General features: G+C 38.6%; 14 protein-coding genes. All 14 read left to right on the forward strand.

Annotation, left to right across the window (positions count from 1 at the left end; all coding sequences use genetic code 11):
- On the forward strand, positions 1–808 hold an 808-nt coding region (locus OH458_RS18200; RefSeq protein WP_269979354.1), incomplete at its 5' end, for a glycosyltransferase family 4 protein.
- Positions 801–1,949: a glycosyltransferase family 4 protein gene (locus tag OH458_RS18205; RefSeq protein ID WP_269979355.1), complete on the forward strand. Its 1,149-nt coding sequence runs from the start codon at positions 801–803 to the stop codon at positions 1,947–1,949. The genes OH458_RS18200 and OH458_RS18205, both read left to right, overlap by 8 nt.
- A 571-nt stretch (positions 1,950–2,520) precedes the next feature.
- Positions 2,521–3,366: an O-antigen ligase family protein gene (locus OH458_RS18210; RefSeq protein WP_269979356.1), complete on the forward strand. Its 846-nt coding sequence runs from the start codon at positions 2,521–2,523 to the stop codon at positions 3,364–3,366.
- Positions 3,366–4,316, forward strand: a complete 951-nt coding sequence (locus tag OH458_RS18215; protein WP_269979357.1) for an acyltransferase family protein — start codon at positions 3,366–3,368, stop codon at positions 4,314–4,316. The genes OH458_RS18210 and OH458_RS18215 overlap by 1 nt, the downstream gene beginning before the upstream one ends.
- A gap of 191 nt (positions 4,317–4,507) precedes the next feature.
- Positions 4,508–5,347 carry an AAC(3) family N-acetyltransferase gene (locus tag OH458_RS18220; protein ID WP_269979358.1) on the forward strand — a complete coding sequence of 280 codons (840 nt, stop codon included), beginning with the start codon at positions 4,508–4,510 and terminating at the stop codon, positions 5,345–5,347.
- On the forward strand, positions 5,338–6,360 hold the full coding sequence (locus OH458_RS18225) for a hypothetical protein (RefSeq protein ID WP_269979359.1): 1,023 nt from the start codon (positions 5,338–5,340) through the stop codon (positions 6,358–6,360). Before OH458_RS18220 ends, OH458_RS18225 begins: the two co-directional genes overlap by 10 nt.
- Complete coding sequence (locus tag OH458_RS18230; protein ID WP_269979360.1) at positions 6,347–7,696, forward strand: phenylacetate--CoA ligase family protein; 1,350 nt, start codon at positions 6,347–6,349, stop codon at positions 7,694–7,696. The genes OH458_RS18225 and OH458_RS18230 overlap by 14 nt, the downstream gene beginning before the upstream one ends.
- Positions 7,689–8,759, forward strand: coding sequence for a glycosyltransferase family 4 protein (locus OH458_RS18235; protein ID WP_269979361.1), 1,071 nt, complete (start codon positions 7,689–7,691; stop codon positions 8,757–8,759). Before OH458_RS18230 ends, OH458_RS18235 begins: the two co-directional genes overlap by 8 nt.
- Positions 8,759–9,964 carry an aspartate-semialdehyde dehydrogenase gene (locus OH458_RS18240; protein ID WP_269979362.1) on the forward strand — a complete coding sequence of 402 codons (1,206 nt, stop codon included), beginning with the start codon at positions 8,759–8,761 and terminating at the stop codon, positions 9,962–9,964. The genes OH458_RS18235 and OH458_RS18240 overlap by 1 nt, the downstream gene beginning before the upstream one ends.
- Positions 9,951–10,685 (forward strand): WecB/TagA/CpsF family glycosyltransferase, encoded by a 735-nt coding sequence (locus OH458_RS18245; RefSeq protein WP_269979363.1) that lies wholly within the window; start codon positions 9,951–9,953, stop codon positions 10,683–10,685. The genes OH458_RS18240 and OH458_RS18245 overlap by 14 nt, the downstream gene beginning before the upstream one ends.
- A 107-nt stretch (positions 10,686–10,792) precedes the next feature.
- Positions 10,793–11,323 (forward strand): hypothetical protein, encoded by a 531-nt coding sequence (locus tag OH458_RS18250; RefSeq protein WP_269979364.1) that lies wholly within the window; start codon positions 10,793–10,795, stop codon positions 11,321–11,323.
- A 131-nt stretch (positions 11,324–11,454) separates the two neighbouring features.
- Positions 11,455–11,934 carry a hypothetical protein gene (locus OH458_RS18255; protein WP_005470081.1) on the forward strand — a complete coding sequence of 160 codons (480 nt, stop codon included), beginning with the start codon at positions 11,455–11,457 and terminating at the stop codon, positions 11,932–11,934.
- Positions 11,935–12,030: 96 nt separating this feature from the next.
- A complete protein-coding gene (locus OH458_RS18260) occupies positions 12,031–13,461 on the forward strand; it encodes an O-antigen ligase family protein (RefSeq protein WP_269979365.1) in 1,431 nt (476 codons plus the stop codon).
- The gene (locus tag OH458_RS18265; protein WP_269979366.1) at positions 13,454–13,900 is read left to right on the forward strand and encodes a low molecular weight protein-tyrosine-phosphatase; all 447 of its coding nucleotides are present in this window, start codon (positions 13,454–13,456) and stop codon (positions 13,898–13,900) included. The genes OH458_RS18260 and OH458_RS18265 overlap by 8 nt, the downstream gene beginning before the upstream one ends.
- Positions 13,901–13,903 lie beyond the last annotated feature (3 nt).

Raw genomic sequence — 13,903 nt, forward strand, 5'->3', positions numbered from 1 at the left:
CATCGGTGCTATTAACGCCTGTATCGATAAAAACAAAGATTCAGTTTATTATGTACACGAAGAGTTTAGTCTAAACAGAAGAGTTGATTACGGAAAAAAGAATACTTTTAAAGGAAAGTTTCTTAGAGGAGTAAGGAAATTGCTAGATGTACCTTTTTTCCTATTCCATAAAAGTAGGAATCTTAAGGCGCTTAACCATTGCAATCATGTGGTCGTTAATTCCGCGTATATAAAAAGGGAAATAAAAAATATATGTTCTAATACTACTACTACTATCTATCCTTTTACAGAAGTGAAAAATAAATACTCGACTAAAAATAATGCTGGCAAATACATAACAATGGTAGGTAGTGGAGAGGTAAAAGGAATTTCTATCTTCTTGGATATAGCTAGAAAAATGCCTAATGTACAATTCAGAGTAGTTGGTCGAAATTTTAATAAGAAACAAGTGGAAAATGTGCTTTATCATCCATTTTTTGATGATATTGAGGAGCTTTATACTACGACAAAAATACTTTTAGTACCATCAATCTGGCAAGAGGCATTTGGAAAAGTATCAGTTGAGGCCGCATCTTTTGGTGTGCCTGTTATTGTTTCCAACCGTGGAGGACTACCTGAAACAGTAGTTAGTGATGAGCTCATAGTAAAAGATATCTACAATTCAGAATTATGGGTAGAAAAAGTCAACACAGTGCTTTCTAACCGTGATTATTGGGCTCTAAATAACAAGAAGTTCGTACAGCGTTTTGATCATAGTTATGACTATAAAAAGCTGAGAAACTTAATTGAGGAGTTAATCGGTGAGTAAGAAAATACTGTTATTTAGTGTGGATTTTTCTGGGGTGACTAATAAGCTATTTAGTGAATTTATACCTCTGGATGTTGTTATAGAGGAGCATAAAATACCTAAAATTTGGCGGCTTTATTTTTTTTCTATTATTACTACATTTTCACCAAACTATAAGAAATGGGTTGTTAAAGCTGAGAGGAAATATAACTTATTGCAAAAAACACCTTGGGCTTTCAAGTTAAAAAGCAAATGGTGTGCAGATGTTCTCAAAAAAAAGAAATTGGAAAACTATGCGAGTATTATTCAGGTTTCTGGTACTTTTAATGCTTTAGCGTATTTTAAGGCAGATGTTTGTTTTTACATTTTGACAGACTATACAATGGAACTCGCTGCCAGAAAACAAAGACAAGCAATACGTCCTCTTATCCCTCCAAATGATCGTTTAGTTTTTGATTGGTATGAACTTGAAACAGCGCTATATCAAAGAGCGCATGGAATAGCTGTCCCTAGTCTCTATATTAAAGAATCTTTGAATCAGTTTTATGGGGTCAGCAAAACTAAGTTACATAATATAGGTTATGGGAATAATCTCATATTAAATTTTGAAGCAAAAACGAAAGAGTTGGATCTTAATAAAACAATCAAAGTTTTGTTTGTTGGCAAGCAATTTATCGCGAAAGGTGGTAATGAAATTGTCGCGAGCATTAAATCGCTAAACCATGCAGGAATAAAAACGAAATTATCTATTGTTGGACCAAGAGTAAACCCAGGGGTAAACATACCTAACGTAACTTACCTTGGTCGCATATATGATAAAGAAAAACTAGTACAGCTTTATCGAGAGGCAGATTTCTTTATGATCCATTCTTCTTATGAAGCATTTGGTTTAGTTTTATTGGAAGCTATGTCTGTTGGAGTGCCTTGTATTGCCTCTAATGTTGATGGTATGCCTGATATATTATGTCAAACCGGTGCAGGCAAGGTTGTACAATTGGGAGATCCTGACGCCATAGTAAATACGGTCAAGGAGTATCTGGAAGAACCTCAAACTTATACGGTGGCGTCGAAGGCTGGAATTAATGCCGTGGCTAGTTACTATAATTGGCCGGCAGTATCGCAACGCTTTTACAAGATGGTTTCTAGCGATGATAAACAGTAGGTATAATCATAAACTTATTTTAGCGTTATCACCAATATTAGTAACCTACGTAGTATACTTTTCGGTTACAGTAAACATTTTCGCGCTAATCATTCCATTTCTATTTGTTTTTTGTTTTGTATTAGTTAGGTATCCAAGGCTACTCGCATACATCTTTATTCTGTCTAGCGTCCAGTTTGTAGGATTAGTTAATCCTGAAACATTTATTAGAATTCCTGGTGTTCTTAAATTCAATGACCTACTTTTTCTCTTTCTCATAATAGTTTATGTCTTGAATGTCATTCAGAATGGCATCTACTATCCAAGATCCAAATGCGAGAAAATTTTTTCTATCATTGTGTTAGCATTCGTTTTATTGACTTGCCTTCAGTTTTTTCTAACGACTATTAAATTTGGCGTTCCCCTCATATCTACTATTAAGGTTGGAAGAGCGTATCTATATTTATTAACCTATTTTTATTTTCTCCAGTTTTTTAGGACAAGAGAGAACGTTGTAATATTGTTAGCTTTCTTGTCCGGTATAGTTATAGTCCAGTTTTTATTCCTCATTCTACAGATTTCTGGCTTTGAGTTGACTGGTAATACTTTGATTACCACCTTAGAAGGGGGAGTGACTAGAGTTTATATTCCTGCATATTTCTATGCACTATTGACAATGCTTGTGACACTAGCTCTATTTATATCAGATTCGTTGCCAAAATATCGTAGTATATTTTTGGTTTTGTTGACAACTTCAGCTATTTCCATTTTACTTTCTTATACAAGGACGTATTGGATTGCTTCTTTATTAGGGGTGTTAATGATATATATCTATTCTAATAGAGATAGTCAGAGAAAACTAATTAACTATGTTGTGGTCACTTCTATTATATTAACGCCGATTATCCTTTACCAGGGAGGTGATTTTATAATTTATCGAATTGGTAGTATTTTCTCAGAAGTAGGTAGTCATGAGGGTAATTTTGTGTATAGATTTTCTGAAAACCCTCAAAGGCTTGAAGCATTTTTTGATAACCCTATCTTTGGTCCTGGATTTGTCCATTCTAGTTACGCGGCTCAGTTGTTTAATTTTGTGATTGATGAGTCCGGTTTGAGTGAAGCTCAAATAGAAAGGGCATTGCTCCTTCAAACTAACGATAGTGGTTTAATCACGTTACTTGTTAGCTTTGGCCTCGTGGGCTGTCTATGGGTGTTAATGAAGCTCTTAGTTTTACATCGAATGTATCGAAGCGTATTGGATGACAATTTATACAGGCCTGCTAAAGCGGTTCAATTAGGGGTTCTAGCATTTATATTCTCTGTTTGGTTAACATGTATTACAACATATGGATTCACGTACCCAGATGGGATAGTAGCCCTAGTATTGAGCCTTTTTTTCATGAGTCATTTTTATGACGAAGAAAGACGGAAGTTTTGATGAGAAGAAATTTAATAATTGACCTTTTTAAAGTTGTGTTAGCCTGTATGGTCGTAGCGATTCATGGTATTAATCCTATTGAAATCAGTGGTATAGCTTATGATATGAGTATAAATTCTATATTTAGGATTGCAGTGCCATTGTTTGTTCTTGTATCTGGGTATTATTTTTTTTACACCATTGATAACAACACTGGCTGGTTTAAGAGAGTGTTCATTTTATACGTGTTTTGGCAGGTAGTTTATTCGCACTTATGGTTGGAAAATGAATATTCAATGTTAGGTTTTATGGGGTTAATATTTATTGGATATTATCACCTATGGTATCTACCTGCCATGATGTTTGCAGCAGCATTGCTAGTTATACTCAGAAGGGTTAATACCATAGTGATGTTGTGTATGATCGTTTTACTATTTTCTGTTGGCTTGTCTATTCAGTATGGGTTTGTTTATAAATTATCCGGTCTCGAAGAGTACCATTACCTGATTGAAAAATATTCTTTATTGTTGTCGAGGAATTTTTTGTTTTTTATTTTTCCATTTTTTTGTCTTGGCTTTCTTATAAATAAAGAACGATGGGTTGAAAAGGTAGGTAATATAAACTTGAAACCTTATATTTATGCTTTGTTAATTGGCTTAATTATGGAAAGTTTTTGGTTTTCATTTGGTAAACAGCAAGTAAACAGGGACTTGCTATTTTTTCTCCTTCCCCTCTGTCCTTTGATTTTTTTGCAGTTGCTGAAGATGAAAGCTCCATGCGATTGGCCAAGTTTATCTGTAGTCTCATCGTCTATTTATTTTTTTCATATTATGTTACTGGACTTTCTAGGTTCATTTCTTTCTATCTCAAGCGTCTTTTTAGTAGTTTTTACTTGTATCTTAGCTTCTTCTTTGGGGGGGGGGGTTATTTTGTTAAAGTACCGATTTAAGTATTTTAAATACGTTTTTTAAATTGTTGATGGTTTTGGTTTGGTAGAAAGGCTTTCGGAGTGAGGGATTGTATGTTGATACGATGAACGTATCCTATACCACAAGTTGGTAAATAGAGTTCAGTTTTTATTGGTGGGCTCCCCTAAAACTCGCGTTAGCTAACCTCCTTACTTTACGAATAAATTAGGTATAAATAGAAGGAATCTTTATAAATGATAGCATATTTTAAGTCTTCCTCATTGTTTCAACTCTTACGAAAATATAAGTACAGACTAAAAAGAGGGAAAAGAGGTAATGTCAAAACGACTTTGGTTGATATGCGCAATATTTTGGTTAACGAACTTTGTATTAAAAAGGGAGATTCTTTGATTGTGCATTGTGGCTTTGGCTCCTTGAATGCAAACTTCAGCCCTGCAGATCTGATCGAACTGCTTAGACAAACTGTGGGAGAAAATGGACATATTGTGATGCCATTTTATCCTCCAGGGTTATCTAAACATTGGCTAGATAGTGGTCGCATATTTGATCCGAATACAGTTATTTGCTCCACTGGCGTTCTCGCACAGGTTTTTAGTCAATCTAAAGATGTCGAGGTTAGTATTCACCCCATTAAGGCAGTTGCAGTATGGGGAAAAAATGCGAAACAGATATCTGAAGGTCATGAACACTGCGAATATCCTTATGATGCGGGTAGTCCCTATTATAAGTTCAGCCAGTTGCAAAATGCTAAATCAATCGGATTAGGTGTTCGTAATTGTTCTTTGCTGCACATGGTAGAAGATATCTTTGAACCTAAGAAGGACTATTTATATAGTTGCGACAAGCTTACTGGTAAAGTCAAAACTTTTAGTGGCACCCATGGCATTGATACTTATTATCATCACGGTGATATCCCTCTTGTCCAATCAAAGGACTTTATTGATAAATATTGCCCGGAGGTGATGCTAATTACTCATGCTCATGACTTTGTCAGTTATTCTATTTCTTCTGAAAACTTAGTTTCTAAAGTTAGGGTGTTGTTCTCAAAGGGAGTTAACAGACAATGTCGTTAAGTTACTGTTTAACCTTTGATTACGAATTATTTGGCAGTGGTAAGGGGTGTGTGTTTCAGCACCTTGTTGATCCTACTAATAAAATATTGGACTTGCTTTATCAGTTTGATGTTAAAGCAACTTTTTTTATCGAACAGCTTGAAGTCAAAGCAATCATTGATAGAGCTAATTGTTATCTAAACAACCAGCGATACCAAGAGGAAGCGAACGCCATATCTGCCCAACTCGCTAGGATGTTAAGAGAGGGGCATGATTTGCAATTACATCTCCATCCACAATGGTTTGGAGCCGTCTATCGTGACAACTCTTGGAGGCTTAATTTCGATTATTGGCGCTTTTCATCACTGCCAGAAAGAAACGAGTGTAACGGTCAACCTTCTAAGTTAGATTTGTTAATCCAAGGCAAAGCTTATTTGGAAGAACTACTGAAAGTTTACTCATCCAACTATGAATGTATTGGCTTTAGGGCCGGGGGCTATAATCTAGGTTTTGGTGAATCGACATACAGAGCCCTCAAGGATGCAGGTATAGTTTATGATTCATCACTGTGTCCTGGATACGTAACTAATACCAAATTGTCTGCGTTTGATTATTCTAATGTGTCTAGTGCTAAACCATTCCAGTTATCAAACGGATTAGTTGAATATCCTTTAGTGACTTCATCTAGTTCTATATTTTCAAAGTTAAGCATCGCTAGACTTTATTCAAATTTGAAAAATAGAAAACATAAGATGCTGTCTGGGGGAAGAGATCTGACTTCAAATGAACCTCCGATTTCAGGTAAAGCCTCAGCAAATTCAAACTTTGATGTTTGTTTGTCAAGTGGCCTACAAGTAAAAAATTTTTTTAGCATTTCAATAAATAGAAATAATTATGCAACAGTATTAATAGGCCACCCTAAGGACTACTCATTGTTTTCGCCTTTACAGAAAATTATAAGAAAGTCACATGATTACGGGGTTAAATTTAAAACTATGACTGAGATTTATAGAACTGAAAATGTACACAAATAAAATTTATGTAAATTTGCCAGTTATCCTGCAGAATATCTATGTATCTGTTTTTTCACTGGTCAAGAAGCTTCTACGCGACAGCAAGAGAGCTAGGTACTTAGAAGAAGAGCTAAAGTCGCATGAGAGAAATAATGCTATTTTGGAGAATTATTCCGAGGGTAGATTAAAGTCCACATTATTAAATGCAGTCAATAACACTTCATTTTATAAGGCGTACGGGGCTGAACTGTCACAATTTCCAACTATCGATAAGTCAGTGGTTAAAAATGGATATGACAGTCTTAGAAATACACGTTATAGAGGCTTTGAAATAAATGGGGAAACAAGTGGGACTACAGGTACTCCTTTAACGATTAAACAAACAAAAGAGTCTGTAGAGTTTGAAAGAGCCTTTGCAAATAGGCAACGACGCTGGGCAGGTTTCGAAAAAGGTGATAGGCGGGCCTGGTTGCGAGGGGACATGATTGTGCCAATAAAGCAAAGCAAGGCTCCTTTTTGGCGTTATTCATATTTCGAAGATATGATATTGTTATCTTCATATCATATGACTCGACAAGCTCTACCTATGTATATTGATGCAATGGTAGAGTATGGAGTTGATGTTATCCAAGCTTACCCCTCTTCAGTTCTCACTCTTGCAAGGTATTTAAAAGAAAACAAGACTTATTATCCAGGTAAAGTAAAGTCAGTGTTGACTTCTTCGGAATCCCTTTCAAAAGAGGACAAAGCATTAATCGAAGAGCGATTTAAATGTACAGTGTTTGACTGGTATGGGCTGTTTGAACGAGTTGCTGCAATAGCGAGCTGCGAGGAAGGTAACTATCATATCCTTACAGACTATTCGTATGTAGAACTGTTACCTGCAGGCAAGTTAGAGGATGGAAGAAAGCGTGCTGAAATTGTAGGGACAAATTTTAATAACTCTCTTTATCCACTTATTCGTTACAAAACAGGAGACCATGTAATACTTTCTGAACAGAATTCGTGCCCTTGTGGTCGTGTTTACCCAGTAATTGATGAAATCGAAGGCAGAGTTGGTGACTACTTAGTTGCAGAGAATGGTCAAAAAATCCACATATTGAATCATATTCCAAAGGGGGTTACTGGCCTTCTAGCAACTCAATTTGTACAAAATGAACTAAACAAAGTAACCATACTAGCAATAGTAAACATAGAAGACTTTACGGAAAAACAAAAAGCTAGGTTGATAAATAATGCAATCGAGAAATTAGGCAATGGAATGTCTATAAGCGTTAAAATTGTCGATTCCATTCCTAGAACTAGAAATGGAAAGGTGAGGCAAGCTATATGTAATGTAAAGGTAAGAAATGACTAGAAAATTCATAAACATCACCGTTGCTACTAGTATTTCCGGTCAAGGCGGAATATCCACCGTTCTTAATGGGTATCAAAGCGGCGGTTTTTTTCAAAAGAGCGACGTTATAGTTTTAGAGTCCCATAGACGCAGCAGGATAGCTGGGCTTTACCTAACTTACTTTAAATGTTTATTACAGTTGATATGGCTACATATGTTCTATGATGTTGGTGTTGTTCATATTCATATGGCTTCACGTGGAAGCTATAAACGTAAAGCATTCATAATACGCTTAGTTAAATTGTTTAATACTAAAGCGATACTCCATCTTCACGGCGCTGAATTTCAAGAATTTTACACTAATGAATGTTCACCTGAAAAGCAAAACCATATACGCTCAACTTTTGATTTAGCTGATGCTGTCATTGTGTTATCAACACAATGGTATTCATGGATGACAACAATAGTAAGTGATTCTACTAAAGTTCGAGTTGTGTATAACGCAGTTGAAACTTTAGATCTCAACCGAAATGATGTTGAAAAAGGCCGAATATTATTTTTAGGTCGACTCGGTGAAAGAAAAGGTGTCAAAGACCTGATTGATGCCTTTGCTATTGTGGTGAAAAATCATCCTAATGCCCGCTTAACCCTTGGTGGAGATGGTGCTATAGACACTTTCAAACAACAGGTTGAAAGGCTTGGTATTTCACACAATGTCGATTTTCTAGGTTGGGTTGCTGGTGAGCAAAAAAAACTATGGTTAAGTAAAGCCGATGTCTATTGTTTGCCAAGTTACAATGAAGGGTTTCCTATGGGAGTGCTGGAAGCGATGTCGGCAAATATTCCTGTTGTAGCTTCAACCGCTGGCGGCATTCCTGATGCCATTCAGCATGGTGAGGAAGGCTTATTAGTTGAAGCTGGGGAGGTTGAACAGTTAGCTTCTTATTTGGAACTGTTAATTTCTGATAGAGAGTTAAACGGGAAGTTGGCGGCAGCCGCGAAAACGAAGTTCATCAACAATTTCAGTAAGGAAGCTATTTTCCCAGAGCTAGAAGCTATCTATTTAGAACTAATGAGTAAGTAATGGTACTTTATAAACAAGTCGAAACTGTTTCGAGCCGTACCCATCAAGCGGCAAAGTTTCTTCGATATGCAGGCTATGATCCCTTTGACGGGTTAAATAGTAGGCTATTTGATGTCTTCCCTTTTTTAAAAGACACAACGTTTGGTCTTGCTTGGATACAGGTATTCAAACGATCTCATATTAATTTCAGGCCTGTACTCGGTGTCCCTCAAAAGCGCAATCCGAAAGGAATTGGTTTGTTTATTTTGGGAATGATTGAAGACTATCAACGTACAGGGGAAGCGTCTTTCCTCCTTGATGCGGTAGACTTGGGCAATTGGTTGTTAACTCAACAATGTGATAAATCTGAGTGGCAACATGCTTGTTGGGGCTATCATTTTGATTGGAAGGCGCGCGCATTCTACGTACCCAAAGGTAAGCCAAACGTCATCACCACGATTTATGTCGCGCAAGCGCTCTACAAGCTATCTAAAGAGATTCAGTCGTCTCAGCCTGAGCAGGCCAAACGGTTTCTAGATCAAGCGTTAGATGCTGCGAACTTTATTGTTAAAACACTTTATACCGAAGTAGATGATCGAACATTTTTTGCTTATATCCCTGGAGAAACCACTTTTGTTCACAATGCTAGCCTTTGGGCTGCGGCGTGGGTAGCTGTAGTTTCGCAGGAAACCTGCAACCAAGAGTATCGTGACCTTGCTATTCGTGTAGCAAAGCAGTCAGTATCCGAGCAGTCCGAAGATGGCTCATGGGTATATGGCTCAAGGCATCACCATCAGTTTATCGATGGTTTTCATACTGGGTACAATCTTGAGGCCCTACATATTATTCGTCAGGCTCTGTCTACCGATGAGTTTGATCAATCAATTGATAAGGGCTTAAAGTATTATCGTGAAAACCTCATTGATAGTGATGGCACCGCTAAGTATTACAACAACAACCCTTATCCTCTTGATCCCCACTCGGTTTCGCAAGCAATAATTACTCTTCTGAAGTTAGGCGACGGTGCTAGTGATTTGAATTTGGTTAAAAAAGTTATTGAACGTGCTTTTGATACACTCTATTTGCCAGAAGAGGCTCGGTTCGTTTATCAAAAAAGCAAATCACATACCAATAAAATAAACTATATGCGCTGGACACAGGCATGGATGTATTACGCACTTTCCTATTATTTGAATGCAACAAGTGAAGAACATGGAACGAATTAATTTTTTAGATAGCCCAATGGATTCTGCGACTATGCAAGATACCGTAGCGCAAATTGAAGGTAGAGTAAGGCAAAACCTGTTTACCCAGCATGTCGTCGTCAATGTCGCCAAATTAGTCAATATGCGCAGTGACGATACTCTTGCTTGTAGTATTAAAGAGTGTGACATCATCAATATTGACGGAATGGGTGTTGTCTGGGGGGCAAGGTTTTTAGGGCACAAAATACCTGAGCGTGTCGCCGGGGTCGACTTGTTTCACAATCTCAACACAATGGCTGAGTCTCAGCAGTTTCCGGTTTTTTATTTGGGCGCCAAACAAGAAGTTGTTGAAGAAACGGCAAGGCGTATGAAAGAAATGTACCCAAACCTAAAAATAGCCGGGGTACACCATGGCTATTTCTGGGACGATGAGGAAGCTGTCGTTAATAAAATTCGAGAGTCTGGCGCTAAGCTATTATTCGTTGCGATTACTTCACCCAAGAAAGAAAACTTTATCAATAAGTGGCAAGATAAACTTGGTGTTAACTTTGTGATGGGAGTCGGTGGAACATTTGATGTGGTTGCCGGCAAAGTTAATCGTGCACCGACGTGGATGCAAAATGCGGGGCTTGAGTGGCTTTACAGGGTAATCCAAGAGCCGCGTAGAATGTGGAAACGATACTTAGTGACCAACTCCAAGTTTGCTTGGCTACTTATCAAAGAAAAATTGTCTAAAAGATGATGCGTAAGCTTTACTCTTTATTATTTATTTTGCTTTCGTTTGTTTTGCTTACATCGAGTGTTAGGTACTTATTTAATGCTCTCTATGTGGGCGCGGCAGAAAAAAGAGTGAATACCCTTCAAGGTAGCTCAGCTGAGAGTCTGGGACACGTAGAGCTTACTTTGAAGCTACCAGAATCAAACGTGCTTATTACTACTGCCCATTCTCTAAACGCTTTTGCTCACTTATTGCGATGGCAAGGTTACGCAAATAATGATTTAGAGAGCACCTCGTTGGCTAATGAACTGTTCGTTTCAAGCTCGTATCTTCGTCCCACTTGGTCGAACACGCATGTAGAGCTGGCCAAAATCGCTATGTCATACGGCGACGAACTAGAATCTGAGTCGCGAATGCTGAAGTCGAACGCATTTGGCCCTCATTCATATACAACGTTATCGTTAAATGTGGACTATGTATATTCCAACTGGTTGTCAGTAGAAGATGCACAGCGAATCGAGGCTACGACTCAACTGCTCACGCTTGCGAAAAGCTGGAGATATCGGACTGAGTTGAACAAGATGATATTTTATTCACCTGGCAAGCAGAGAATTTGTAACATGTTGGCGTTTAACAAGTTAAAGTTTGATGCTTGCCTTTAAAACAGAGCGTTTATTTTCGCTACATTCCAATTAATGAGAACAAATGTAGTGCGTAAACCAAGTATCATATGTCAAGTGGTGCCAAATAATCGGTTTGGTCTTACAGAGTTAAGATAACCCAAGGAAGACTCATGAAAACTCCTATTACTATTTTCAGCTTAACTGCCTTGCTATGGTCATCAGGTGTATTAGCTGAAACAGCTCAACCATTGAAGACAATTGAAGCTCAACTAGGCGAGACACCAAGCAGCGAAGTTATGCAGTCTGTTTATCAAGAAAACCCAGATTTTGTGCTCAATATTTTAGCGTTGTTGCTAAACAGCGAAAATGTGGATCCTCAAGTTGCGATTGAAGCCGCTTTTGCTGTCGCTCCAGAGCGTGCAGAAGAAATAGCTCAGTTTGCTCGTGACGCTGGTATTAGTAACGAGATCATTACTACTGCGGCACTTCTATCTGGTATTGACCCGACTCAGATCGCAGAGGCAACAGCTGCAGGTATTGAGACCGCTGCTACGAATGCAGCTGAGACCATCACAACTATTGCTCCTCCCTCAGCGCCTGCTGTTGGTAGTAATGGAGGCGGTGGTGAGGGTGTAGTCTCTCCTAACTAGTATTCCTTAAAGCCCAGCGCCCGCTGGGCTTTAATTTTTGTCTCACTATTTTTCTACTGCTTTTCCACCATTAGTACGTTTCCGGATCCCCTTTAAATGAATAAACTCGAGAAGTTTACTTTTTATTCTCTTATCGCATTGATTGTTTGGCTACCTATCCCCTTAGGCAGTAATCGCGACTGGGCATGGGCTATTGCTGAAATGTGGGTCGCACTACAATCCTTACTATTAATAGTCTCCTACAAAGGAAATTTGCCATTTGAGCATGTCAAACACTACGGGCTTCTAGTGTTTGGCTTAGTCGCTTTTCAATTCTGGGTCTTCCTTCAAACTGTTCCTTTAGATTGGTCAATTCTTAGTTTAGTTTCGCCCAAAAGTTCTGAGATATACCAATTGGTTGAGGCTCCGACAGGCTTCATTTCGTTAGATTCGAGAATGTCACTCGTCTCTTTGTTTAAAGGCCTTACCTACACATTGTTGGTGTTCAATGCCATTTTCTTGGTTAACTCGAGTCGAAGGTTAAAAACAGTTGTTGTTGCTATAGTGATTAGCGGAACCGTACAAGCGTTTTATGCTGCAATGATGGTTTTGCTTGACGTGGTTGAAAGCCCAGTCTTTGGTTATCGCCAAAATGGAATCGCCACAGGCTCGTTTGTCTATAAGAATCATCTAGCAAACTATTTGATGATGTCTCTCTGCCTAGGATTAGGGCTGATCATCTCACAGCTTCATACTACTGAATCCGGTTCAAAGTTTGTCTTTGTTAAGCGTCTTATTGAAGGCTTACTTAGCGATAAAATGCTGCTTCGTTTGTGCCTTGTTATAATGGTTATCGCTTTGGTGATGACACGTTCTCGAATGGGAAATACTGCCTTTTTTGCTGCCACAACAATTGGCGGAATGATTGCTTTGCTGTTCTATAAGCATAAACCCAAAGCTCTTGTTGCTCTGGTAGGGAGCGTGATTGCTATCGATACAATCGTCGTTGGTGCTTTGTTTGGTTTAGAGAAAGTGAAGCAACGATTAGTAGAAACTTCACTCGATGCTGAGTCGCGTGATCAGGTCGTTATATGGTCATTGGATATTATCCGAGACTTTCCGTTTACTGGAACAGGCATGGCTAGCTTTTATACGATTTTTCCAATGTACTCTAGAGCAGATATTGGCTTTTACGATCATGCCCATAATGATTATGTTCAATTTATGGTAGAAGCGGGGATTCCCGCCACTTTGCTTTTGGGTTCAATTGTGCTGTATTCGTTGTGGCGAACTTTCAATACCATCCGGAGCAGGCATAGTAAAACGATGAAGGGAGTGGCCCTCGGTTGTATGATGGCAATTATCGGTATGTTGATTCATATAAGTGTCGATTTCAACTTACAGCCAATGGCAAATGCAGCGACTTTTATTCTCGTTCTTTTCCTCGCCAATGCAACGGCAGTGTTGCCCGCGGTTGGCAGTTTGCCAGTGAAAGTGACAGACTCTTCCAAACACACCAACAAAGTAAAGGTGTCTCCTGATGTTTAAACGAGTGCTTGTTGTCTGTTCGGGGAATATCTGCCGTTCTCCTTTAGCTCAGGTATTGCTCCGTCGTCTGTTACCCAGCATCGCTATTGATTCAGCTGGCGTTCTTGTGGATCACCATGATTTGTCCGCTCATCCTGCTGTTAACAACTCTCGAATAGTCGCGAAAGAGAACGGATTGGACCTCTCAAATCATAAGGCAAAACAGCTGACAAGTGAGCTTATTGACGACTGCGACCTGATATTGGTGATGACACATGAGCATTTGGAACAAGTGGCTCAAATAGGTCGTGGCGCTCGAGCTAAGGCTTTGCTGTTAGGCCAATGGATTGGTGTCGGCGAGATAGAAGATCCCATCGGTAAGGACATAGACGCATTCAGAAAAAGTTACAAGCTTTTGGAAAAGGCATGTCTAAGTTGGTCTAAACGGTTAAGTAAATAAGCG

Source organism: Vibrio sp. MarTm2 (assembly GCF_027587055.1).
Classification (GTDB): Bacteria; Pseudomonadota; Gammaproteobacteria; order Enterobacterales; family Vibrionaceae; genus Vibrio; species Vibrio sinaloensis_D.